Raw genomic sequence first — 26,178 nt, forward strand, 5'->3', positions numbered from 1 at the left:
ATATCTACTTAGCCATTCTCACAATCTTTGGTGTAAACTTGCCAATAACTTCAATCAACTCTTGTTGATTTTTCATTACAGTTTCAATGTTTTTATATGCCATTGGCGCTTCATCGATTCCGCCTCCTATTAAAGAAACCTCATGCTTTTGCAGTTCTTTTTTTACTGCACTCTGCGTTAATGTCATTTTACATTGTCGTCTAGATAATAAGCGTCCTGCTCCATGTGATGCTGACTGCAAACTGTCTGTATTACCTAATCCTCTAACTATAAATCCTGGCGCTGTCATAGATCCTGGAATAATACCTAGCTCTCCTTTTTTTGCTGGTGTTGCTCCTTTTCTATGCACGATGCATTCTTGTCCATTGACGTCTTGTTTCCAAGCGAAATTGTGATGATTCTCTATTTTAGCAATAGGTCTCTCTCCTAATAATTTGCTAATACGTTTATGAATATCATCATGACAAGCTTTTGCATAATCACCAGCTAAATTCATAGCTAACCAGTATTCTTGTCCGTCGTGTGTGTTTAAATCTAACCACGCTAAATGCTGTACGTGTTTTGGTAATGGACATTGCTTTGTTGCTAAATATGTATAGTGTTTTGCAATGTTTGCACCCAATCCTCGTGAGCCACTATGTGATAAAACACCTAGGTATTCGCCTACTGGTAAATCCCATTCGTTGTTAATATCTATAATAGTGATGACGCCAAACTCCACAAAATGATTGCCTCCGCCAGAAGTTCCTAATTGTTTATAGGCTTTATCCTTTAGGCGTTTTACTAGTGGAATAGTTTTAAATTCTTCACGTTCAAAAACTGAATCATCGTGTTTTACTTTGTGTGTTTCGTACATCCCGAATTTGGTATGCTCGGACAAAATGTTTTCCAATTGATGCTTCTTGCCTTTTAGATAAGATGCTTTTACTGGATAAATGGTTAAACACATTCTACAGCCAATATCTACACCAACTCCGTAAGGAATCACAGCGTTTTTTGTTGCTAATACACCACCAATTGGTAAGCCATAACCAACATGTGCATCTGGCATTAAGGCTCCCGCAACAGCAATTGGTAATTTTAAAGCATCGTACAATTGGTACTTCGCTTGCTCGTTAATCTCGTTCTCTCCATAAATTTGAAATGGGGCACGATGTGTATTTAATTTTTGTTTTGTCACATTTACTGGGTCGAGCAGGCTTTCTGCTATTTTCCCCCAAACACCATCTCCTTTATAGTTTTCTGGATTTAGTAATACTTTTTTTGCGTCTTCTAATATGCGTTCTTTCTTTACACGTTTTTGATAGCGATTAATCTGACCTAAAGTCACGTTAATACTATTATTTTTTGGAAAGCCTAATTTGATTAAGTCTTTTCCGCTTAATTTCTTTCCCATTGTTTTAGTTTTTTAAGAGAAGGCGAAAAAATCACCTTCTCATTTTTAATTCATCATTATTCGAAAGAGGATATACAAAATCCAGAAGATTATTTTCAATACTAAAGCTGAATCATAATCTTGATTTTTGGTCATTTGTCTCCGTTCAACAAGTCTAGCATATGCCTGTTGCTGAACTTGAGGCTGATTCTGTCTTTGATATTCCATTTCTTTTTTTCGTCTCACCTGGGAGTTATTAATCCAGTAATTTATTAATTCAACAGATTTACTATCAGGTTCTTGATTACACTTTGCTTTAGCTTGAACTATTACATTGCTTGGTAATTCTATTTCTAGTGTTACTAAACGCTTTATTAGTTTTCCCTCAACTTCTTGTCGCAAAGAGAAAATTGAACATCTTCCTTCGTCACAATCGTCGTCATATTCAGAAACGCAGTGTTGCATTTCATTGCCTTCATCATAAAGTTCTGCTGAACTTAATAGTTCTTCAGTTTTATAAACAACTTTTTTATTATCTACAATTTCTTCAAAATACAAAGGCTTAATTCCTGATGAATTCCAAGAAAAGGTGTCTCCTTTTTCTTTTAAGTAAACATTACGATGCCATTCTTGAGTTTGATTCAATAATGCTTTTAATGTTCGGCTTTTCATTGAAAATGAACTGTCTTCACGATATTTATATGACAGATAATCTACGATGCCATCTAATTCATTCACATTTAAATCTTCTTCTTTTGAAAAAAACATAATAACTGACGCCCAAAAATCTTCTTGATCTTCTCTTATAATTGATAATCTTGAAAACGCAAGCATTTTAGCGGTCTTCGTTGAGGCTCCAAAACCTACAGCTTGAGCATATCGTAAAGCTTCATTAACAGAAAGAAAAGAAGGTGCATTTCTAAACTCGTGAGCCATTTTAGCTGTTGGCTTTATTGGCATGTTGGACAAGTTTTTTATACTTTTTCCTTTTCCTAATTGAACGTACCAAAGCATATATTTTTTTTCACTTTGATAAAATGAATTTTCTAAAAACTTTGGCGCTTCATATAACGCAAAACAGTGTCTTATTACCGAGTTTAGCTGGTCATTTTCATTTACAGTCTCTTTTTTCCAGTTTTCTATAGGTCTTACTATTCCATTTCCAAAGGCGCTTATGTTGTGTATAACATTTACGCTGTCATAATTTCTTAATAATGCGTAGCATTTTTGGTTATATAAGTGAATTAATAGCCTCTTAAAAGTTTCTCTTTTCCAAGTGTATTTTTTCTTACTGGTTTTAGAGAAAAACTCACGAAGCATTGATTCTATAGAACCATTGTAACGCGTAGGTTTATTGTTTTCGCAATATATCTTTTCAACTAATTTTAAATAATTAGCACTTTGTATGTTCTTGTTCTGTGTGTTCCAATTTGTTTTCATTTTAAAGTTCTTTACAAGATTACTGTCTATGTAAAGCCACTTAAATTTTTAATACATGTTGTTAAATGGTATGTATCTATAATCATATTTTAGTCTGGCTTTTACTATTTAGTTAGAAAGCTTTTGGCATAGCAATGGCTTTCAGATAATATCCCAAAAGGGTTCTGTTCGAATAATTGTTTTTTTCGAAACTTTAAGCCGTAACTTTTTTTGAAAGAAAGGCATACAAAAAAGTCCGAAACGTTTTGGCTTCGGACTCTTTGTATGATGAAAATAGATATCTATTTATCTGGAAAGATGTCTCGAAGCGTGTATGTTAAAGAACCTAGTTCTCTGGTCATACTTTTGTTTACATTGGTATTAAACATGTTACTTCGTTTTAATAATTATTTGTTGCGGTATTGCGATGCAAATATAAAGAGGAATATTTTTAACTTCCAAATAAAATTTGAATTTAATTTACTGAAAACCAGTAATTTAAGTTGAATTTAGGGTGTTGAATCCTAATCCGCATATGGCAGATTATCTAACAAACTGAAGTGTAGCTATTTGTGTTTTAGGCATACATTAGTATCAATTTCAAAAAAAATTAATAAAAAAAGCATCCTTTTTTTTGAGGATGCTTTTTTAACTTGAATATGTCTTGTTTTTACCTATTTCTCTACACTACAGAAATAGCTTTTCAGCATCCGATATTTTGATTTATGTAGCGTCATAGATTAAATTTTTTACTTTTTGTTGGTACAAATATGTGATTTTTTTTTTGAAATTAAAAACTGCTTAAAATTATGCTCGTTGATTTTAAGTTTGAATTATTCTATTATATTAGTCCTTTTAAAGTAACAGAATTAAGTGATACGATAGTTAATTTTCCATTTTTGAACAAACTGAAGACGTGAATAAGTTATTATAAGGAGACAATAAACTGAATTTTCGAATTTTCTTCTAATTCGTCTTTGTGCTTTATAAATATAGATTCAGAATTATACTCAGCTTCAATCAACCAAGAATTCCCATTAAAATAAGATTGCTTTACAACTGCTTTTAAGTCTGAATGTTCTACAATTTTAAGTTGGTGCGCATATACAATTCCATACGGTTTAATAACATTAAATTCACCAAAGAAAGAAGCAATCAACGGTAGTTTTGGATTATTGTTTAAGTATTGAGGTGAGTCTTTAGCTATTATCTTAGAGTCATGAAGCACTATCATTTCATCAGCAAAACCAAGGACATCGTTTTTATCGTGTGTAGCGACTATACAGGCAATGTTATTTTCTTTTAGATGTTTAAAAACTTTCCGTCGTAAGGATTGTTTTTTAAAATTATCGATATGACTAAAAGGTTCATCTAACAATAGGATTTCAGGCTCTTTAGCCAAAGCCCTTGCTAATGCCACACGCTGCTTTTGCCCACCACTAAGATTTTTAACTTTAGTATTAGAAAAATCTTCGAGCTCTACTACTTTTATAAGTTCTTTTGTGCGTTTCTGTTTTTCTTTAGGATAAAAGCGAGATAAATATTTGCCGATGTTTTCTTCAACCGTAATAAAAGGCATTAAGTCAAATTCTTGAGTAACGTATTTCATAAAATCATAGCCAATGACTAAATTGTATTTTGGTCCGAGAATTTCGGTGTCTTTCCAAAAGATTTGCCCTTCTTTTAAATCGTATTCACCATAAATAAGTTTGAGTAATGTGCTTTTTCCGGATCCGCTTTCTCCAATAATAGCCAAGTTTTCACCAGCGTTAACTCTAAAGTCAATAGCTTTTAAAATTTTAGTTTTAGAATATCCAAAAGTGACATTTTTTACTTGAAGCATATTGCAAAAATAGCACAAAAAAACCGCCTGATTTCTCAAACGGTTTGTAATATTTAATACGAAAAGGTCTATTTCTTTATAAACTTTCGCTTCATAATTTTTCCTTCTGATTCTAGTCTCAAAAAGTAAATTCCACTTGTTAAACTAGAAACATTTATAATATTAGATTTAAGCTTCATATTGAGAACTCGTTTTCCATTGATATCAAAAACTGTAGCTATTTTATCGATTACATTTCCTGATGTCTTAATTGTAAGCTCATCTTCCACAGGATTAGGATAAATGGAAACATCGATAAGAGTTTCGTCAATAACACTTAAAGCAGAGCCCTCAACAATATTGTGAGTTGTATTAATTGCAGGGTTTGCTATTAAATCCACAGTGCCAGAAGGCCAATAAATTGTAATGCTATTAATTGCAGTTTCAGAGCCGATACCAAAGTGCGTATTCAATGAACTCATAAACTCAAAGCCCTCACCACTTCTTACATCTCTTATTTGTATTCCTGCAGGTGTTTCTATTTCAACTCTTGCACCAATACCATTTATGTTACTTATTGTTCCTACTGTATTTATTTTTACCCAGTTGTTTGCGTTAGTATTATTTAAGTAGATATTACCATTTCTAAAAATATCTAAAAACCCATCATTATTGGTGTCGCCTATTGCTCCACTTGGTGGCACATTTGCTGAGTAATTTGTAAATGTAAAATCCCCATTATTAAATAAGATATCTCCATTAGTTAGAATGTCAACAAAACCGTCATTATCAAAATCGGCAGGAGCATTTTCTATACCCAAAGCGGCTGCTAATACTCCAGAACCAGCTGTAACATCTGTAAAGGTGCCATCTCCGTTGTTTTGCATTAACTTAGTATCTCCATTAGTAGTGCTGCTTGCTCCAACATAAACATCCATATCTCCGTCATTATCAAAATCTGCCCAAGCAGAAGACCAAGTTTGTATATTGTCCCCTAGATTTGAGGAGTTGTTGTGACCAACTCCAGGATAATTTGTATTGTACCAACCATTGCTGTCTGCAACATTAATAAAGACACCATTACCATCGTTTCGCCATAATTCATTTGTGCTTATAGTTGTAGAGCCTCCTCTACATTTGGCTATAAACAAATCCATGTCACGATCATTGTCATAGTCTATCCAAACGGTACCATAATTACCACCACCTGGTGTTAGACCCAATCCATTCTGCACAACACCAGCACTCTCTCCTTGATAAAAGGTTAGGTTGCCAGAACCATCATTAATGTAGTACACATTAGCTTCTACATCATGACAAACAAAGGCGTCTAAATGTCCATCATTATTAATATCTATAAAATTAGAGCGTTGAGAAAAAACATAGTCAGGTCCTGAGATTTCGGTATAACCTGTACCAGAACTATTGGCTTTCATAAATGTAACACCAGAGCCACCACCGTATAAGAGGTCGTTATATCCATTACGGTCAAAGTCACCTGCAGCGAGGCTCCAACTAGGAGAATTGAAGTCCGATGATGGTGTTATATTTATATTGCTTACGCTAAACCCACCAGATGAAAGCTGGTAATGCACATTAATATTACTCGAACCTACAGAAACAACATCATCTAAAAAGTCACCATTTAAATCTACAAGAGCAATATCATATATTTCACTGGCATTGATTGGATTTGTGGTAAAAGTAACAGGATAATCAGATAGATCCACACCTGTTGTAAATGTTTGACATTCCCACAGGCTATAGCCTTCCGCATTACAATCCGCTCTTACGCAAACTCTATAGTCTGTTGCTGGTGAGAGGTTAGTTAAAACGTAAGAACTGCTCGTGGTAGAAATTCCAGTTGTTGGAGTAGGTTCAGTAGCTAGTACTACAGCAACTTCCCAAACTGTTTCAGTTCCGCCAGCGATCCAATTAACATTAGCTGTTGTAGCCGTGATGTTGTTTACTGAAACAGTATTAACATTTGGACAAGCAGGAGGTGAAATTGAAGTGATATTTACGGTATTCACACAAAAACCCCACCCAAAAGAACCATTATCATCATAAGAAATGCGGTATTGAAAGTTTTGTAACTGATTAGGTGTGAATGATGAAATATCTAAGAGATCACTATTAAAACCACTTGGAGTATCACTACAAAAACTATTACTAACATTACTGTTTTCATTAAGTGCGCTTCCCCAATTTATCCATGAGGCGCCATCTTCATCCCAATATTGTAATCTTAAGCTTTCTGTTTGAAAAATTCGAAATACGTATTGAAAAGAAACGACAATGTCAGTTTCCCCAGCATTAACTGCATTAGTAAGATTGATTACAGGAGATTCAACAGCTACGTTGTTAATTGAAGCACTTCCGGCATCATCATCATCGAAAGAAAATGATGTGGAACCACCATTTGTGGTAGGGTCTTCATAAAGATATGTTGCGTCGTAACTACCAGAGAGCGACCAATTTTCATTGGGCCAGTTGGCATCCTGATTTAATACTTGTGCCTTAATGCTAACAAAAACTAAGCTTAAAAGAACAGTTAGGAGTAATGATTTTTTCATATTAGTTAATTTAGTTACAGTCATTATTTAAGGAGTTTATCCACTCTTCGATGAGCTCTACACCTTCAGAGTGTATTGCGGCCCGACCCAGCAAAGGCATTCTATTAGAGGGTTCTGTAGAGTTTAATCTAAAATGTAATACAGAATTTCTTGCATCACCTGGCTCAACAATAGATCCTAGATTAAATCCTAGGTCAGTATCGGGATCTACACAAACACCTATTTTGGAAAAATCTTCTGTCTCAGAAAAATCAAAGCGCATTGGTCGATATGCACAATGTGTTTCTTCCGAATGACAGTGCGCACAATTAATATCTAAATAAGCTCTAGCCCTTAAGTCGAGACTTATATCCGTGTTCTTATAATCAGGTAAAGCCCCAATATTATTAGGCAATGAATTTTCTAAATAACCTAAACTTACAAGTTTTTCTAATTGATTTAGAGAACCATTGCTATAATTGTAAATTAAATTTAGGTTTCTTGGTTTCGGACCTATAGGCTCAGAGATTTCCATAACCTTATGGCATGTGTGGCATTCTGCACCAGCAGGAATTCTATATTGCAATGATTTTATCTCATCATCATCTTGCCATTGAATATCAATATAACTGCCATCTAAATTTAATGTTGCTTCTGTTTGTTCTGAGTTCCAAACATAATTTGCAAATACCCAACTTTCATTTTTTCTAATCATCAAACGCGTCTCGATTAGACGAGTTTCATTATTTGGTAATACATTTTCGTAGTAAAAATTTTTAATTAAAATAGTACCAACAGGAAAATTAAGTGATTCATCATCACTAATATAGGTTGCCTTGGTATTGTTTGGCATCCAGATAAAGCGTTTTTTCTTAGCGTAATCTGTGAATAAAGTAGAGTTCAATGTATAGGGTGTGACTCCAAATTCCGGGTTAAGATCTTTTAAATTTCCTTCAAAAAACTGGTATTCCGAAAGTGTTTGATAAGGCATATTTTGCAAATTAAATAGCACATTAGAATTACCAGTGATAGTTATATTAATCGTTTCTGTTTTACAATTACCAGATGTGTTGCAAATTGTATATTGAAAACTATCAGAGCCTACTTGATTTGGGTTTGCAGAATACTGTATGGTATCATCACTGGGATTATTAGGCGTATTATTAGAATCCTTTACTAAGGCACTCCCATTTGTAGGACTGCTAAGACTTAATTGACCATTCGAAGGAATATTGAAATCATTTGATAAAACAAAAATTTCAATTTCTGAGTTTTGAGCTATAGTAACAAAATCTGGATTTGTTTCTATATCTAAGGAGATCAGGCTGTCATCTGTACCACAAGAAAACACAGATAAAATAATAAGCAGAAAAAAATAGTATTTTTTTTTCATCGTTAATTAATTACTACTATTTATAAGACAGCTAAGCCTATAAAACCCCTACTTTAATCGAAAAATAAAGCTAAAACTAATGCTTTTTACTTGAATGCATTGTACTTTAAAAGAAAGAAACGGTTTAAAACCTTAAACCTAACATACTTATTAAACCTGAAATAAAGATAAATAAGATACATCGGTGTAATATATGCAAGGAGTTTGTTTTTCTGATAAAGCACTGGTTTTAACTTAACAATATATCTAAAAAACCTTTCTGGCGTCAATAGGAAATTAATCATAAATTTCATAGGTCTTTTAATTTTTGGTGGCTTGTATGAAATTCCAACTTGATTATGACCTACGTTTTGATAAAATCCGTGACTTAATGTGTCTAAAAATTTCAACTTTTTATTTCCTTGAAATAGTCCAACTTTTAGAGCCATTTTTGAAATTGTTGCTTGCATTAATTCATTACTATAACACACAGGTTCTAGTGTGTTTAACAACACTTTGTGTAAAGCAAACATTTCTTCTTGATGCGCTTTTATATGATTATCGTACAGCCATTTTTCTTCTGGCTTGTGTGACTGTATTACAAAACCTTCAACATCTAAACTGTAATCCAATGCACTACCATGATCTGCACCCGAAAACTGCTCATAAAGCTGTTGATTAGCCATTAATATATAGTCGTGATAATCAGTGTATGGTAAAATGGATGAGATGAGTCCATATCTTTTAGTTTTAGGTTGGATATCATAGATATCACCCAAACCAAGATAATAACCAGTTACTGGAATGTCACAGTCGAAAAAATTGTAAATAGCTTCTTGCATTGTTCCACCCCAACCAATATCTACAAGGCTAATGCCGTTTTTTTCGATGTCTACATCAAAAGAATTAACGTACACTTTAAACGCATTATAGCTTGTTTTTCTGTGCTCATCATAATAACTCTTTAAAGTTTTGTTTTTCTTTAAGCTTTCAAAAATTGAAGAGCTAAAGAAATCTTCAATAACAGTTTTACCATCCACGTTTAGTTCCGAAATAATTTGAGTTTGGAGCTCATCAGAACAATTTATAGCTAATAAAAACTCATCAACAGCAAGATCACGATATTTTGAACTCAAAAAGGTAAAAGGTTCCTCATCAAATTCTTTTAATGACATTTGAAGTGCTGCGTGTCTAGATATTTTTAAATAGTGGGTTTTTATTTTTTGACTTTCATCTACTAGAGAAAAGTCTTGATAACTGTCAAAGAGTTTTTTGAGATATTGACCCTCTCGAGAAAGAAAGAATAAATCTTTAATGTTTTTTCTTTTAGCTGTTGCGTAGAGTCGTTCAACAAAAACATGATAAAACACTATATATTCTGTGAATGGTTTCGCCGAGTTTTTATGACAAGTCTTGTAAACAGTATTAATAATCTTTTTTAAACGTTTTTTATCGTTTCCAAAGTTATTGCGCTTATTTTTTTTTAGATATTTTTTGTGTGGTAGTTGGTATGCATTAAGTCCATTTTTTATGGCATTATTATAATCACTTGTTAGATTATCACCAATCATCATTCCTTCATTAGGATTAATCGACAACTCTGAAAGAATTGGAGCATAGATATCGCCTGTATGTTTACTTTTTCCTAGTGTAGATGAACTGTAAACACCATCAAATAAATCTAAAATTCCATGATGAGCTAATAACTTTTTGAATAATGATGTAGAACCATAAAAATCTGAAATTAAGTAAATTTTACCTCCATTAGATTTAAAATACTTCAAAGTATCTAAAACGTCTTGATTTAGATACTGTACTTGAGATTCTGCTCTGGCGTCAGCCTCTTCGAAAAGATTAATAAAGTCATTTTTATTCTCATCTAAAATGACGTTTGAATTGACAAGACGCTTACAGACCTCTGCCTTTATGGCATTATAAGGAATTTCGTCAGTAGTTTTATTAAGTTTACCAACAAGATATTTACTAGATTCTTGTCTCGTAAAATAAAGTTCATCGATAGATGCTGACAAACCTAATTCCCTAATCATAAATTTCGCCCAAATCCTTTGCACATAATTTGGGTGCACATGTCTATGAACGATAGTATCGTAATAGTCGGTAAAAAGAAATTTAATATTCTTTTCTTTTAGTTTTTTGTGTAATTGGTTAAGTGACAATTAATTTGATTTGGTTAATAGCTAATTACGTTATCAAAAAGGGTAAATTGGGGGAGCAATATAGTAAGAAATCAATCTAAAAAATCAATTAATTAGTTGAAATACAAAAATTTACTGATATTATGGAGTCTGTTAAAAAATATGAAAAAGACTTCAAACTAAATCGTTCTTAACTAAATATTCCGCAATTTGAACCGTGTTTGTTGCAGCTCCTTTTCTAAGGTTATCGCTTACTACCCAGAGATTCAAAGTGTTTGGCTGAGAACTATCTCGTCTAATACGGCCAACAAACACATCATCCTTTCCATTTGCATACATTGGCATAGGATAAACATTTACATCTAGGTTATCTTGCACTGTAACACCATCTGTTTCGCTAAGAAGTTGCCGTACTTCAGTTATATCAAAATCATTTTCAAACTCAACATTTACAGCCTCGCTATGCCCACCAGCGGTTGGAATTCTTACTGCTGTAGCTGTTACTGCAATGGTTTTGTCATCAAGGATTTTTTGAGTTTCTCTTACCAATTTCATTTCCTCTTTAGTATACCCATTTTCTTCAAAAACATCACAATGCGGAATAGCATTTTTGTGAATTGGATATGGATAAGCCATTTCACCTTTTTTTCCTGCAATTTCATTTTCCATTTGTTCAACAGCTTTAACGCCAGTACCAGAAACGGATTGATATGTAGAAACCACAATACGTTTTATTTTATATGCATCATGAAGCGGAGCTAAAGCCATGACCATCTGTATGGTAGAACAATTAGGATTGGCAATAATCTTATCATCTTTAGAAAGCGCTTTAGCATTAATCTCTGGCACAACTAATTTTTTAGACAAATCCATTCTCCAAGCAGACGAGTTGTCGATTACCGTAGTACCAACTTCAGCAAATTTCGGAGCCCACTCAAGGGAAGTGCTTCCACCAGCTGAAAACAGAGCAATATCTGGACGCTTATCAATTGCAGTAGGAATATTGATAACCTCAATATCCTCACCTTTAAATTTTATTTTTTTACCCACAGAACGCTCTGAGGCAACTAATAATAATTCATTAACTGGGAAATTGCGCTCTTCTAATACGTTAAGCATAACATTTCCAACTAAACCTGTGGCTCCAACAATTGCTACTTTCATTTTATGAAAATTTAAGGAGTAAAATTAGATTATTTCTCATATAAATGTGATTATTTTCTCATAAAAATGTGATAAAAATTTAGGTCTTGAATTACGAATTTTTCAATAGTAATACATAAAAAAAGAAAAACCCAGATTTTAAAAATCTGGGTTTGATTAAAAATATATAGTGTAGCGGCTTCGCTAAACAGTATTATTTTTTCAAAGCATCTCTAATCTCAGTTAATAAATCAATATCAGATGGTCCTGCTGGAGCTTCTTCAACTGGTTTTTTAGTTTTGTTATATGCTTTAACAATCATAAACATTACAAAACCGACAACAATTAAACTGACGATGGTATCAATCCATGCTCCATATTCTACAGCAGCAACACCAGCTTCTTTAGCGGCCTCGACAGTTGCATATTCTACATCTCCTGGAGTCCAAAACATGTCAGAAAAACTTTTTCCTCCCGTTACGAGACCAATAAGTGGCATAGCAATTTTAGAAACGAAACCGTTTATAACAGCTCCTAGAGCTCCAGCCATAATTACAGCAACAGCGAAATCAATCACATTGCCTGTCATAATAAAATCCTTAAATTCTTTTAACATAATTCAGTGTTTTAAATAGTTAGTTAAATACGTTAGTAAGACACTAAAATAGTTAAAAAAGTCACAAATTTTAACATTTCAACTAATATTTTATGAAAGAACGTTTGACACGTTGGGAAATAGAAGTAATAATTTCATAAGAAATTGTACCAGCTGATTCGGCTAGATTTGAGGCTTTATATTTAGGGTTAAAGATAATGACTTCATCTCCTTCGTTACAGTCAATCCCAGTAATGTTTACCATAATCATATCCATGCAGACATTCCCTATGATTGGAGCTTTTTTGCCATTTATAGTTACAAAACCTTTTTTGTTACCATAAATACGGTTAACACCATCTGCGTGACCAATAGGTATTGTTGCTGTTTTTTCAAAACCATTAGCTTTATAAGCTCTATTATAACCTACAGTCTCATCTTTTTCAATATTATGAATTTGAGAAATCACGGATTTCAAACTTGCAATGGGTATAAGATTTCTATCCTCTTTTGCAGAATTACCAAAACCATAAAGACCAATACCACAGCGTACCATATCTAAATGTGCTTCAGGATAATTTAAGACTCCAGAAGTATTGCACAAATGTAACCAAGGTATATAACCAATTTTGTCTGCAAATTCATTTGAAATGGAGTGAAATGTATGAATCTGTTGCTTTGTAAAATCTTTTTCATCCATATCCTCGCTAGCCGCTAGATGAGAAAATATGGACTTAGCTATAATACTATCTGTCTTTTTTAATACATTGACAATATAATCCACATCATTTTCCCAAAACCCTAAGCGATTTAATCCTGTATTGAACTTTATATGAACCGGATAATTGGTCTGTGAATGTTGTTCGGCAATTTCAATAAATTCATTTAAGATTTTAGCATTGTACATACTAGGTTCTAAACATCGTTCTATTATGGTGCTAAAGTTAACAGGTTGTGGATGCAAAACTAGTATTGGAGTCGTAATACCTGCATCTCTTAAAACAACACCCTCTTTGGAGTAAGCCACAGCAAAATAATCAACGTTTAGTTTTTGGAGATGTTTTGCGATCGCAACCGAGTCACTTCCATAAGCAAAGGCTTTTACTACAGCTAAAAACTTAGTTTTTGGTTGTAATTTAGATTTTAAATAATTGAAGTTATGTGTTAATGCACTTAAATCAATTTCGAGAACTGTTTCTTGGGCTTTAGACATTAGACTTTTTTATCTTTAGAATCTACTTCTTCGGCATCATTCACCTTCATTTGCCTTACCTTATCTCTCAACATACTTTTGTAGTAAGCGGCTCTACTAAGTGGTTCGTACTCATCGACTTCACCCAGTAAAACCAGATCGTCACTTTTTGCTTTTCGGTAACTGTATTGTGCTAAATTCCCTGTTTTTGTGCATATGGCATGTACTTTAGTTACGTATTCTGCAGTGGCCATTAGATACGGCATTGGTCCGAAAGGATTACCTTTAAAATCCATATCTAAGCCAGCAACAATAACACGAACACCTTTATTGGCTAAATCGTTACAAACGCGCACGATTTCATCATCAAAAAATTGAGCTTCATCAATACCAACAACATCACAACCATCTGCTAGGATGGGAATATTTGCAGCGGCAGGCACTGGTGTAGAGCGAATTTCATTAGAATCGTGAGATACTACCATTTCGTCATCATATCGTACATCGACAGCAGGCTTAAAGATTTCAACATTTTGCCTTGCAAACTTTGCACGTTTTAATCTGCGAATTAATTCTTCGGTTTTACCAGAGAACATTGATCCACAAATCACTTCTATCCACCCAAATTGTTCTTTATGATTTACCGTATTTTCGAGAAACATTTCGTAATTTTAGCACTAAATAGCAACCTTTTTTCGTTTGTATAAAGGTCAAGCAAATTTATTAAAAAACAAAAGTAAAACAGATGAAAAAGAAATTAGAATCAGAATTGGTTAGCATAGCGCACAGGATTCTAAAACTGAAAGGTAGAGAAGATGTAGATAGAATGCACGAAGAGGTTTCTAAACTATACGAAAAACTTACAGTTTTAAAATTTGCTCAAGAAAATTTTGACGATGATATGCCCACTATAGGCAATGACTCATCATTTTTTGACATGCTAGATACAGCTTTTAACAATAAAATAAGTGATAACATTGAAGTTGGAAATAAGACCTATGTCAATCTAGATGAGGTTGAAGATGATGGTATTATGGAGCCTGTGATGGAAAAAATTAAAGATATGGTGGCTCAAATGCCAGAGGAGACTCAGCAGGTTGATGCTATCTTAGAAAAGACCTTACCTAAAGAAAACCCTAACACCATAGAATTTGAGAATATTACCTCGGATTTTGCTAAAATGCCAGAGTTTGAGCCTATTGAAGATGCGAAAAAACGTGAAGCAGAAAACGAGAAAAAATCCTTAAATGACAAGTTAAAAGGAAGAAGTCTTCAAATTGGACTGAACGATAAGTTGGCTTTTATAAAGCATTTATTTGAAGGCAAAAATGAAGACTATGATCGTGTTATTTCCCAAATTAATACCACCCATTCTTTAGGCGAAGCTCGAAAATTGATCATGGAAATGGTAAAACCAGATTACAATAACTGGGAAGGAAAAGACGAATACGAAGAACGCTTTATTGAAATTGTAGAGGGTAAATTCAATTAAAATTCGATGCGTACAAAGCAAAGTTTGTATTGAATGAGTACTGCTATGTTATGCGGATTTTTCTTGTATTCAACCTCTATATACTTCGCCAAGACAGAAATGATAAAAGGTTTTTTTTGAAAACTTTAATTACCCCACTTACATTGTTATCCCTTTAACAATCATAAAAATTCTAGGGGTAATAATAATTTTATGGAGAGCAAGCAAATAGTTTACAGAATGGGCTTATGCTGGTTTTTTCTTTGATTTAGTTTTAGCCACTACAGTATATCATTATGCTAGCCATGGAATTATTGGCTTTTCACTTTATGGTTTAATTGCTGTTTTCCCATTTTATTTTTTGGCCAAATACATTCGATACTAATTAATAATTCAAATACACGTATCCAACTTTTGGCTTTTGAAATCCTTTAATATCCAAAACATAAAAGTAAGTTCCCACAGGTAATAATTTCGAAGAATCTGGGAAACCCATATTCGCTCTTCCATCCCAAGTATTTAGATAATTTGAAGCTTCATAGATTTGTGTACCATATCTGTTGTAGATTTTTAAAGTATTTTCCGGGTAATCTTCAATACAAGGAATAATTAGTGCGTCATTTCTTCCATCGTTATTAGGAGAAAGACCTTCGGGAATGAGCAAACAACCTGAAATTTCTACTGTGGCATCATCTTCATTATTTGAAGTATTTCTATCTGGTTCATTAACACTATTCAAAATAGCAACATTTATCAAATTATCAGAGGAAATTATCCTTGCTGTTAAAATTAAAATCTCGGATATATTAGCACTTAGACTTGGGATACTCCATGTAAACGTATTTTCATCAAAAACACCAAAACTCGTTGTTGCTGATATAAACTCATAACCTTGTGGTAAAGCATCTATAACTTCTATTATAGTGGCGGTTGTTGTTCCTAAGTTGGTTGCTGTAATCGTGAATTCCACCTCTTCGCCATAAGCCACTTCATTTGGTTCAACAGTTTTAAGAATTTCAATATCTACATCAGAAGTGTCTATGATAACATTTAATGTCGCATTTGTTTGAGAGGTATCAATATTATTGTTGTTTGAGAAATTCTGAAAATTATTAAGGTGAGTTCCAACTTCACTCGAAGTCACCAGAACGGAAAATGTACAACTTGCAACTCCATCAGGGAATACAAGATTGTCCATACCGACAAAAACATCACCAATATCACCAATAAAATTTACTGTACAACCATTTGCTTCAATCCATTCTGGGGTGTCCGCAAGTATTATTCCCGTTGGTAAATTATCAGTAAATGAAATATTAGTTTGGGTAGGATTAGAAGCAATATTAAAAACTGTAAATGTTAGTTCACTTTCGCCACCTTCGATAATAGTATCTGGCATAAATGATTTTTGTAAAATAGGAGCCACAACTTGAACGCTGTTAATAGAAATATTAGTTTCGGGTGTAATTTCTTCATTATTTACTGCGCTAGGAATCGCTTCGGCAATATTATTAAAAGCTCCTCCAAAACTTGGTGCAGTTACAGGAATACTAATGGAGACTGTAGAACCTGCTTCCATATCTGGTATTGTTCCAGAAATAAAATTATCTATAATATCAAAACTTACAGGGCATGTGGCATTACCAGATGATACGATACAAATGGGAGTCCCAATAATATTAAAAACAGGATTAATAGTGTTTTCAAAAAGTACATTTGTAGCATCAGAGCTTGTTGTACTATTACTAATATCTATAATCCAGTTAAAAGTCTGATTGGTGTTGACCTGTGTAAATTCCGGATAGGTTTGAACCACTAGATCTACACAAGGCGCAAAAAACGTAGATACATCTACTGTTTTATACGAACCTGCTTCATTTGAAGGGCCATTTACATAACCAGCTCTTGCAAAATTTGAACCAACCATAGGCTCTTCAATAGAACATTCAGGTTGCCAATCTATTGTTACATTAAAGGTAACTGAACTGTTTGCTGGTAGTATTCGGTTTTCTTCGGGTAAAATTTGCCAAAATATATCAAATTCTCCTGCTTCTGGTTGTCCATCATAAAAAACACCAATGTTAGTATTTTGAATGTCAAAGCAAGTTGTTGTTCCTGTGGTTTCAACGCATTCGACTGATGTTAATGAAGCTAATATTGGAGGACTATCGGTATCTATAATTGAAATAAAATCTTGCAGCACTATTATGCCTTCATAGTCACTTGTATTGGCAACAGTTACCTCATAACTTACTAAGCCCCATTGTGCCGTATTATCGACAGATGCTCCAATAGGTAATTCAGGACTTATTTGCGTTTTAGTAATATCTAAACTAGATAAACTTACACCATCACAATTTTCGATATCAGGTGGTGGAAGATTAAGTATATTGGCAAAAAAGTTATTTTCTAAATTGATATCGGTTACTTGACTATCTAAAATATTAGTGGCACTTCTAATAATTGCTTGAATAGGATTTGGATTAGTGCTACACTGAGGCTCAATATATTTTATTACGGTTTCAATATTTATAGTGGTATTGGGCTGAAGTATAAAATCGTTACTTGTCCAACCTTGTCCATTATTTATACTAGAGATTGAAAAATCATTACAAGAAACAGATCCGGTAGTACCAACGCAATTTGTAGAAATGATTTCCCACGCGACACTTGTACTAGTTAAATTTTGAATAAAGAAGCGCATAAGAGTTTCTGACGGACCATTATTACAAATCGTAGTTAGTAACGTTATTTCTTGGTCATAATCTAACGCAATATTTACATCTGGATCTGTTTGTACCGTTTCAATACAAATGTCTGTTTCTGGACAGAAGTCCGCATTGAGCAAGTTGGTTAGTACGTTGTTAGAATTGTTTGAGGAAGCATTAGCGTGATCTAATTCAATTTGAATAAAGCTATTAACATCTATTTGCATAGGATCTTCTGAGCAAGAATAATTGGAAAATCGATAAACCATTTCAAAAGAGATACTTCCACCAGCAGTAATTTCAGAATTCGCTTCAAACGTAAATACTGTATTAGCACTTGTAGTGCCTGCGGAAGAAACATTTATTGAAAATTCGCTAATATTAGTTAAATCAGGACAAGTAGATCCGTTGGTAGTGTTTATGCACTCTAATGAAACAAATTCTGCAAAAGGCTCACCATTTTCAGGTGGTAAAGCCAAAAATAGTTTACCTTCAATAGCAGTGACAGGAAAATCAATAGCACTATTATTAGTAATGGTAAATTGATAAGTTACAGTATCTCCCCAAGCATTAATAGGAACACCTTGAGAAGGTTGAATTTGTGAATGTGTAATCGAAAAATCAATTATAATATCTAAAACATCAATAGATATTATAGATTGATTATTGCTGGTATTGGTGTCTGTTGTACCTCCAGGAGCGTCAACTGTTCCATTTGCTGCTATACCACCAAGATTGGTTGGTGCAGTAACTAAAACCAATAACTCAACGCTCCCATTGTTAGGTATTGTTGCAATTGAAGCGGTTAAAACATTAGCATTTACATTAATGTTAGAAAACTCAGATGCACCAGCATTATTATTCTGAGAAGTGTAAGATAAGATGCTTAGATCGTCATCAAAATCTACAGAGATCATTGCGTTATCAACTAAATTGCCAGAATTTGTGACAGTAATTATATACTGAAAATCTTCATAAATATCAACTTGAGATACAGCTGTACCATTTAAATCTTGAACCTCAATAGCAATGGATAGATCAGTTGTTTGACTGGACAAAATATAAACATTGCACAAGACAAATAATAAAAAGTAAAGCGGTTTTAACACAGATTGGTTTTTATATACAAGATGTAGATTCTTACAAATGGTTGCGTTAAGATATAGAAAAGATTGTAAATTTGATATTAAGTTATGCACTTATATGAAGTTATTTTTAGTCCCCACTCCAATAGGAAATTTAAAAGACATCACCTTTAGAGCTATAGAAGTTTTAAAGCAAGTAGATTTAATCTTGGCTGAAGATACTAGAACTTCAGGAAAACTACTCAAACACTTTGAAATCACTACACAGATGCAAAGTCATCATATGCATAATGAGCATAAAACAGTGAATAATTTAGTTGAAAAATTAAAATCCGGATTATCTATTGCGGTCATTAGCGATGCTGGTACACCAGCAATTTCTGATCCTGGATTTTTATTAGTGAGAGCCTGTGTGGAAAATAATATTGGGGTAGAATGTTTGCCAGGAGCAACAGCTTTTGTACCAGCTCTAGTAAATAGTGGTTTACCTAATGATAAGTTTGTGTTCGAAGGATTCTTACCTGTAAAGAAAGGTCGCCAAACACGACTTTTATTACTGGCTGAAGAAACCAGAACCATGATTTTTTATGAAAGTCCTCACAAGTTAGTAAAGACTTTAGGGCATTTTTGTGAGTATTTTGGCGAAGATAGACCAGTTTCAGTTTCCAGAGAATTGACAAAACTCTATGAAGAAACCATAAGAGGGACAGCTAAAGAAGTTTTAGAGCATTATACTAACAAACCTCCTAAAGGTGAGATTGTTATTGTGGTAGGTGGTAAAAAGTAATGGAAGAACTACTTCACAATATAAGCCAATGCACAATATGCAAAGCACACCTTCCATTAGGTCCTAGACCAGTCGCAACAGCACACATAAATTCTAAAATAGTAATCATTGGCCAAGCACCAGGAACCAAGGTTCATGAATCTGGAATTCCGTGGGATGACCAAAGTGGAAAAAAACTAAGACAATGGCTTAACGTCACAGACGAGCAATTTTACAATACAGAAAACTTTGCGATTATACCTATGGGATTTTGTTATCCAGGAAAGGCAAAAACAGGAGATTTACCACCACGACCAGAATGCGCTCCACAGTGGCACACGCCATTATTAGAAAAAATGCCAAATGTAGAATTGATTATTTTGGTTGGCGCTTATGCGCAGAAATATTATTTAAAAGATAAAGCTAAACGAACATTGACGGAAACGGTTGGAGAGTACAAAACATATTTGCCAAAGTATTTCCCAATTCCACATCCATCACCAACTAACCGATTCTGGAGAAGTAAAAACCCATGGTTTGAGGAATTGGTGGTGCCCAAACTAAGAAAGAGAACAAGCTCAATCTTACAAAGCACCTAATCTAAAAATAAGGACGATTAATTTATAATAATTTTCACGACTTTTTGACGGTTGTCTTCACCAATGACTTTAGCAAAATAAACTCCAGAAGAATAAGAGCTGACATCTAAACTTAGTGCTCTAAAAAATAGACTGTCATAGATTTTTCTACCAGCAAGATTGTAAATTTCAATTGTCTTTTCGGCATCATCTTTTGTTACAATGTTGACTCTTTCTGAAGTAGGATTTGGATACAAATTAAAACCAATTAATTCCTCTTCAACATTAAGTACACTAAGACTTTGTGCAAACATCCAATTCCAAACCATTGGATTATTGTAAGTTCTTGTCCAAGAGTCATGGCCTCCATCTTTATATAACGTAAATGATAAATTATCAGCAGGCTCAATTGCTCCAACAGCTGATGACCATGTTTGATTTGTGGTATCAAACAGCATTGAATAATCTTCACTTGCTGCAGAGTTTCCACTTTCATAAGGATATACCGACATAACAGAACTACTAATATTTGCGATATCGTTTACATTATTTATAGTATTATTTACACCAATAACATTATCATTAAAACTATGAAATGTCCAAATTGGTGTTTGTTGTAAAAAGTCTGAAGGGTCATTTAAAATTCCTGTTCCGCAGATAGGAACAGCGGCTGCAATCTTATCATAATGCCCTTGTAAGGCTCCCCAAGTACTAGCTCCGCCAGAACTTAAACCTGTGACATAAACCCTATTTAAGTCAATAGGATAATTATTAATTAAATAGTTGTAGAAATTAAGAAAGTCTGAAGCGCTATAATTAGCATCAGAATTTTGCGGGGAAATTATTATGGCTTCAAAATCAGAACCTTGCTGAATTAATTTTGGAGGACCAAAAAGAAGAACATCATCTAAATCCGTTGTACCATTACCTCTTTCTCCGTAGCCATGATAAAATAACACTAGAGCATATGTGTCACTTGAAGCGTTGTTGAAATTTAAAGGTAAGTATTCGTAATACCCAAAAGGAGTATCAGGACTACCAAATTCTACAGGAGTATGGTCTCCTGCATTACCATATGGAGCTTGCGCTGTTAAAACTATTGTGCTGCATAATACGAAGAAGCACAATACAATAATCTTCTGAGTTTTAATCTTCATAACACGTTGGGTTTATAGTTGAATAAATACATTGATAGTCAGATCTTTGCAAATTTCGGAAGCGCAATATAATAAAAACAGACTGTTTATTGACATGAGATATTTGCTTAGATGTTTTGTTTCTTGCAAAAATCATCAACATGTAGAATAGAGAAACCTTACTTTCTCTAGTAAGGCTTCAACTAATCAAAATATTAATTAAATTTATCTACTCCACAATCTCAATAATATTCCCAGTAATCCAAGTTTTGTTCTCATCGCCATAATACAAATAGGCTGTACTTGCAGGCGCTTGATAATTACCAGCAATATCGGCTTTTAAATCTAATCGAATTTCTTTAGTTTCTGAGACTCTGAATTCTCGCCAGTAAAACACGAGATAGTTATCAAAGACCTCATAATATGCAACTTTGTTCTCTTCTAATATTTTTTTGAGTTGCCAAGGCTGTGCTGTTGTACCAGACGGAATCCCAATAATAGTCGTGACCATACCTAAGGGCTCTTGTTTTTTATTAGAGACCTTAATAGAAAAGCTCACATTATCACCAACCGCATAATTCTTATCTAAAATAGTGGTTTCAAGTTGTAAAGGAGATGCTTCAGAACTGTCTGGTAAAGTACTATCCCATTTTACGTTTAAATTATATGGAAATGTGGCTTTAGAATTATTGAATTTTACACTAATAGTTTGCTTACCAGTTTTTAAATAGTTTTCAAATCCATTGATCCTTATTTTACCTTCATTATTAATTTTTAACGATTTCGTCAATGACTTACCATTGACTATTAAAGTGATATTATCATTTTCACTTACCAATTTTTGCTTTTGTTTTTTAGTGTAATTAATAAGGGCTTTTAAGGCCATTGCTGTCGCTTGTGTTGACCCAAACCTGTTGTATTGTCTTTGCTTTACTAAATATTCTATGCCTTTAGAAATAAGCGCTTCGTTTAGGTTAGATTCGTACATTAATGCCAATAAGGTCAAGGCTGTTGTTTCTATATTTTTTGAATTGCCATACGATCTTGTAATCGTATTTTCTACAGGCAATTTATTAAAACCGTAACGCTCAATATTTGCTTTGATTTGAGTAATTAAAGTTTCAAAATTTTCACCTTTATTCAAATTCTTGCTTGTCATGGCAAGTAATGCCATTTTATAAGTATCGTTACTTTTAATAGCATCATTATATGCTGTATTATATTCGAGTTCTATGTCTGCTTCGATTTTAGCTTCGCTAAGTGCGTATACAATGTAAGCATTAGCCACATCTGTAGGTGAACTTGCAAAACTATCATAGCCCTTTTTACTCTTTTTAAAACCGCCTTTACCGTCTTTTCTGCTTAACAACCAATCTACGGTTCTCGCAATCATTTTATCGTTTACACCATTGTATACTTCTTTCATTTCGGTAAATTCCAAAATACCGTAAGCGGTTAAAGTTTCATGTGGAGGTGTATGTCCAAACCATTCAAATCCACCTTTTGAAGTTTCAAAACTTATCAGTCTTTTGTAGCCTTTTTTGATAAAGTCTAAAGCTTTAGCCTCAATTTTAGAATTACTTTTCCCAGACTCTTTAAGGTATTTTAAAACCATAATATTAGGATAGGTTGTGGATGAGGTTTGCTCAAAACAACCATAAGGTTGACGTATTAAAGACTCAATACCATCCATGACATCTCCTACAATGTCCGTGTAAATATTGAATTCTGTCGTAATTGTATTTTCAACAGCATGATTAATATCAAATTCAAAACGTTCGGATTTTGAACCAGATAAAGAGATTTCTGTTGGGAAATATGGACTTATAATAGTGGCTTGTTTTTTAACAAGATCTTTATAATCTTGAGACGTGGCTAAAACCGAAATTTCAATGGCCTCTCCCTTTGTTATTGGTATTACTTTAATATGTTTTGTTGTAGCACTTAGTGCGTCGACTTGTATGTTTTCTTCAAAATCTTCAATTAATTTTAAATGGTTTGGAAGTAGGATTTGTAACCTAGTATCTAATGCTTTGTTAGTTTCATTTGTAATGGTTATTGGTAAAGAAATAGTATCATTTAAAACCATATAGTTAGGTGTTTTGAAATCTAAATTCAGCAATTTCTTTGTAGCATAAAGCTTATCCTTTTTACCAACAAGACCATTAAAACCAATCCCTTCAGTAGTGATTTTAAAAGAGGTTACAGCATCAGAATTATAAAATTCTAATTCCGCTATACCATCAGCATTAGTTTGCACTACAGGATTCCAGTATATGGTTTGCCTAAAATCTGTGCGCTCTTCTGGCAAGTGATTCCCTTCATATTTAGGCATGTAGAAATTTCTAGACTTCGCCGTACGAATGGGATTAGAATTATAGAATTGTTTAATAGTGTAGTTATTATATTTTTTATTATTTAGTCGTTTAGTGGCACCACTACCATGATAACTCCCACCATGCTTTGTATTAATAAGAATGACGCCATTAGCTCCACTTGAGCCATAGATACTTGTTGCTGTTGCGTCTTTTAATACCGTAACACTTTGCACTTGTTGTGGATCTATATCTCCAAAAACAGATTGCTCGTAAGGGACTCCATCCACTACAACAAGTGGTTGGTTGTTGCCAGAAACTGATCCAAACCCTCTAATTCTTACTGTAGGTGTACTTCCTGGTTGCCCTGATGCATTTACAATACTTATACCAGCAACTTCCCCAGCTAAAGCATTTACTATAGAGTTGCCATTAATTGAAATATCTTCTGCTGAGACTGTAGTTACTGAGCCTGCAAATGCTTTTTTTGAAGTCGTTCCATAGCCAACTACAACGACTTCGTCCATTGCATTATCTAGATTTAAACCCACAGATACTAATGCTTTTTGTTTAATCGTTTCTTTAAGTGGTTTTTCATTCTTCTCAAAAGTTTTAAAGCTATCCTTGTTTTCTCTGTTATTTGGTTTTGTCTGGTTATTGTAATTGCCTTTTTTTAAGTGAGTTTGTTCTATGGTAACACGTTCCCCATTATCTTTATATGCTAACAAAGTGAGGTAATTGTTTTTGTTGAATTTAAAAGCAAACGATCCGTCTTCTTCGGTATCAAAAACCAAAACTTGTGTTCCTTTCCTATCAAAAAGCAATAGATGCGCTTGTGTAGGTTTTCCTTTTTTGTCTAAAACTACACCATTTTGTATTGCGCTTTGCTCTGGTAAATATTTTGCGTTCTTAGTTGTAATATTAGGTGTGTTTATGTAATCTCTCCAGCCATGTGTTAGCATAACTAAATCTAATGCTTTTGAAGATTTAGGTTCTTTAGGATTAAGATAAAATTCGGGCTTATGTAGTTTACCTTTGAGTTCTGATGATATTAGCAAATACGATAGTATATGGTCTTGCTTATCATCTGCAAAAGACAATAATTTATTATCAGTAACTGCAATCGACAAGTTTGCTGGTATTGGATTGTTTTCATCGTCATAAGTTTTTATGGTAAGCCTTACCTTTTCTCTTGTATCGTAGAGTTCTTTATTAATACTAAGATCAATATTGAGTTTTTTATGAGGATTTAAAAATACTAGACGTTCAGCAAACGTGCTATCGTAAGCATTCTTTAGACTGAATCTTGTAATACCCATTGGTAAATCTTCTGTAGGTAGAGTCACTTTTTTCTGATTTCCGATTTTCTTTTTTAGAAGCGTTCCACTGGCATTTGAAACTTCAAGAAATAAATCTGTACTATAGGTTGAAAAAATATTGAGTTGCGTATATAGGCTATCTGTATTAACAGAAAAACGAACACCATTTTCGTGTATTTTTGGAAGCGGAATCAGTTCTTCTGAAAGAAAAGGTTCTGTTATTCTGGCAAAATAGACTTTGTTTTTAACTGGATTAAAATTGAAGCTACCCATACCATCATGATAGCTTTCAAAATTTGAAACCACAATACTCTTTTCATCTAAAATATCACCTTTAATATCTACAGGTTTTCCAAATTCATTTACGGCTTTAAATGCTACTTTGCTTGAACTGCCAGCTACAATTTTTCCGCTTTCAGGTAGAAACTGTAAATCAATGTTGTTTAAAACCACGGGCACTGCTCTAGATATAGATTCGGTTGTGCCTTTATTGTAAACCAATACATTTAAAACCACGTCAGCCGTTTCTAAATCATTGGGTAAATTAAATGTTGGCTTTAACTTACCGTCTTTATCAGTTGATGCCACTTTATTAATTATCGTCTTTCCTTTTGCATTGACTTTATAAGTAACTTCAGTATTTGCAAGCGGATTGTTTTTTAGATCTTTAACTTCGAGATTAGAAATCACTTTAGATGATTTTCCATAACCTTCTTTTTCAAACTTTAAGTTAAGTAATAGCTTTGGTTTCACCACTTTTTGCACTGTGATTTTCTTTGTAAAAAAAGCATCATCACCGTAATTATTCATCCAATTGGTATAACATTTTAAAGTATAAATGCCACCAACCCAATCTCTATTGATGTCAAATTCTCCATAAGCATAACCCTGTTTTACATTTAGCCTTAGTGATTTAACAATAGCTCCTTTTGGAGAAATTAATTCGGAATGCATAATATCGCTCAATGTAGAAATAGTATGATCAGTACCAACGATATATGACTTAAACCAAAGGGTTTCACCAGGAAAATAGAATGGTCTATCAGTTTGGGTATAAATTTTTTCTAATGGATTATTTAAAACGTCGTATGCCTTAAATGACAATAAAGTAAGAAGGCCAAAACCAATAAACATTAAAAATTTTGCGTGGTGTATTAGATGTCTCATCATG

General features: G+C 33.5%; 16 protein-coding genes. 3 read left to right on the forward strand and 13 right to left on the reverse strand.

The genetic code is table 11. The features are described 5' to 3' along the window. Nucleotides 1–4: 4 nt before the first annotated feature. From Q0822_RS06065 to Q0822_RS06110, 10 genes are all read right to left on the reverse strand, one after another. Complete coding sequence (locus Q0822_RS06065) at nt 5–1,396, reverse strand: RtcB family protein (RefSeq protein ID WP_299121470.1); 1,392 nt, start codon at nt 1,394–1,396, stop codon at nt 5–7. 45 nt (nt 1,397–1,441) lie between these two features. Then, on the reverse strand, nt 1,442–2,815 hold the full coding sequence (locus tag Q0822_RS06070; protein ID WP_299121473.1) for a PcfJ domain-containing protein: 1,374 nt from the start codon (nt 2,813–2,815) through the stop codon (nt 1,442–1,444). Between the two features lie 907 nt (nt 2,816–3,722). Continuing rightward, nucleotides 3,723–4,637, reverse strand: coding sequence for an ABC transporter ATP-binding protein (locus Q0822_RS06075; RefSeq protein ID WP_299121475.1), 915 nt, complete (start codon nt 4,635–4,637; stop codon nt 3,723–3,725). Between the two features lie 68 nt (nt 4,638–4,705). Beyond that, entirely contained in the window at nt 4,706–7,192 is a 2,487-nt protein-coding gene (locus Q0822_RS06080) for an FG-GAP-like repeat-containing protein (protein WP_299121477.1), read from the reverse strand. A 10-nt stretch (nt 7,193–7,202) separates the two neighbouring features. Then, complete coding sequence (locus Q0822_RS06085) at nt 7,203–8,564, reverse strand: hypothetical protein (RefSeq protein WP_299121479.1); 1,362 nt, start codon at nt 8,562–8,564, stop codon at nt 7,203–7,205. 86 nt (nt 8,565–8,650) lie between these two features. Further along, on the reverse strand, nt 8,651–10,720 hold the full coding sequence (locus tag Q0822_RS06090) for an HAD family hydrolase (protein WP_299121480.1): 2,070 nt from the start codon (nt 10,718–10,720) through the stop codon (nt 8,651–8,653). Between the two features lie 153 nt (nt 10,721–10,873). Continuing rightward, the gene (locus Q0822_RS06095; protein ID WP_299121482.1) at nt 10,874–11,863 is read right to left on the reverse strand and encodes an aspartate-semialdehyde dehydrogenase; all 990 of its coding nucleotides are present in this window, start codon (nt 11,861–11,863) and stop codon (nt 10,874–10,876) included. Nucleotides 11,864–12,056: 193 nt separating this feature from the next. Next, the gene (mscL, locus tag Q0822_RS06100) at nt 12,057–12,458 is read right to left on the reverse strand and encodes a large conductance mechanosensitive channel protein MscL (RefSeq protein WP_299121484.1); all 402 of its coding nucleotides are present in this window, start codon (nt 12,456–12,458) and stop codon (nt 12,057–12,059) included. 82 nt (nt 12,459–12,540) lie between these two features. Then, a complete protein-coding gene (gene alr / locus Q0822_RS06105) occupies nt 12,541–13,650 on the reverse strand; it encodes an alanine racemase (protein WP_299121487.1) in 1,110 nt (369 codons plus the stop codon). Further along, nucleotides 13,650–14,291, reverse strand: a complete 642-nt coding sequence (locus Q0822_RS06110; RefSeq protein WP_299121488.1) for a thymidine kinase — start codon at nt 14,289–14,291, stop codon at nt 13,650–13,652. The genes alr and Q0822_RS06110 overlap by 1 nt, the downstream gene beginning before the upstream one ends. 83 nt (nt 14,292–14,374) lie before the next feature. On the opposite strand from Q0822_RS06110, the gene Q0822_RS06115 reads away from it, so the two are divergent. Further along, nucleotides 14,375–15,121 carry a hypothetical protein gene (locus Q0822_RS06115; protein WP_299121491.1) on the forward strand — a complete coding sequence of 249 codons (747 nt, stop codon included), beginning with the start codon at nt 14,375–14,377 and terminating at the stop codon, nt 15,119–15,121. A 364-nt stretch (nt 15,122–15,485) separates the two neighbouring features. On the opposite strand, the gene Q0822_RS06120 is transcribed toward Q0822_RS06115, so the two are convergent. Further along, nucleotides 15,486–18,866 (reverse strand): gliding motility-associated C-terminal domain-containing protein, encoded by a 3,381-nt coding sequence (locus Q0822_RS06120; protein ID WP_299121492.1) that lies wholly within the window; start codon nt 18,864–18,866, stop codon nt 15,486–15,488. Between the two features lie 145 nt (nt 18,867–19,011). On the opposite strand from Q0822_RS06120, the gene rsmI reads away from it, so the two are divergent. Beyond that, nucleotides 19,012–19,680 (forward strand): 16S rRNA (cytidine(1402)-2'-O)-methyltransferase, encoded by a 669-nt coding sequence (gene rsmI, locus Q0822_RS06125; RefSeq protein WP_299121494.1) that lies wholly within the window; start codon nt 19,012–19,014, stop codon nt 19,678–19,680. Beyond that, a complete protein-coding gene (locus tag Q0822_RS06130) occupies nt 19,680–20,258 on the forward strand; it encodes a uracil-DNA glycosylase family protein (protein WP_299121496.1) in 579 nt (192 codons plus the stop codon). The genes rsmI and Q0822_RS06130 overlap by 1 nt, the downstream gene beginning before the upstream one ends. A 17-nt stretch (nt 20,259–20,275) precedes the next feature. On the opposite strand, the gene Q0822_RS06135 is transcribed toward Q0822_RS06130, so the two are convergent. Both Q0822_RS06135 and Q0822_RS06140 read right to left on the reverse strand, forming a co-directional pair. After that, nucleotides 20,276–21,394, reverse strand: coding sequence for a T9SS type A sorting domain-containing protein (locus Q0822_RS06135; RefSeq protein ID WP_299121499.1), 1,119 nt, complete (start codon nt 21,392–21,394; stop codon nt 20,276–20,278). A gap of 208 nt (nt 21,395–21,602) precedes the next feature. Next, nucleotides 21,603–26,177 carry a TonB-dependent receptor plug domain-containing protein gene (locus Q0822_RS06140; RefSeq protein WP_299121502.1) on the reverse strand — a complete coding sequence of 1,525 codons (4,575 nt, stop codon included), beginning with the start codon at nt 26,175–26,177 and terminating at the stop codon, nt 21,603–21,605. Nucleotide 26,178 lies beyond the last annotated feature (1 nt).

The sequence above is a fragment of the uncultured Winogradskyella sp. genome, from assembly GCF_947496485.1.
Classification (GTDB): Bacteria; Bacteroidota; Bacteroidia; order Flavobacteriales; family Flavobacteriaceae; genus Winogradskyella.

Coding starts and splice junctions, on each gene's coding strand:
- Q0822_RS06135 (WP_299121499.1), bottom strand. CDS start 21,394: ATGAAGATTAAAACTCAGAAGATTATTGTATTGTGCTTCTTCGTATTA.
- Q0822_RS06070 (WP_299121473.1), bottom strand. CDS start 2,815: ATGAAAACAAATTGGAACACACAGAACAAGAACATACAAAGTGCTAAT.
- Q0822_RS06075 (WP_299121475.1), bottom strand. CDS start 4,637: ATGCTTCAAGTAAAAAATGTCACTTTTGGATATTCTAAAACTAAAATT.
- rsmI (WP_299121494.1), top strand. CDS start 19,012: ATGAAGTTATTTTTAGTCCCCACTCCAATAGGAAATTTAAAAGACATC.
- Q0822_RS06080 (WP_299121477.1), bottom strand. CDS start 7,192: ATGAAAAAATCATTACTCCTAACTGTTCTTTTAAGCTTAGTTTTTGTT.
- mscL (WP_299121484.1), bottom strand. CDS start 12,458: ATGTTAAAAGAATTTAAGGATTTTATTATGACAGGCAATGTGATTGAT.
- Q0822_RS06130 (WP_299121496.1), top strand. CDS start 19,680: ATGGAAGAACTACTTCACAATATAAGCCAATGCACAATATGCAAAGCA.
- Q0822_RS06115 (WP_299121491.1), top strand. CDS start 14,375: ATGAAAAAGAAATTAGAATCAGAATTGGTTAGCATAGCGCACAGGATT.
- Q0822_RS06110 (WP_299121488.1), bottom strand. CDS start 14,291: ATGTTTCTCGAAAATACGGTAAATCATAAAGAACAATTTGGGTGGATA.
- Q0822_RS06095 (WP_299121482.1), bottom strand. CDS start 11,863: ATGAAAGTAGCAATTGTTGGAGCCACAGGTTTAGTTGGAAATGTTATG.
- Q0822_RS06140 (WP_299121502.1), bottom strand. CDS start 26,177: ATGATGAGACATCTAATACACCACGCAAAATTTTTAATGTTTATTGGT.
- Q0822_RS06085 (WP_299121479.1), bottom strand. CDS start 8,564: ATGAAAAAAAAATACTATTTTTTTCTGCTTATTATTTTATCTGTGTTT.
- Q0822_RS06065 (WP_299121470.1), bottom strand. CDS start 1,396: ATGGGAAAGAAATTAAGCGGAAAAGACTTAATCAAATTAGGCTTTCCA.
- alr (WP_299121487.1), bottom strand. CDS start 13,650: ATGTCTAAAGCCCAAGAAACAGTTCTCGAAATTGATTTAAGTGCATTA.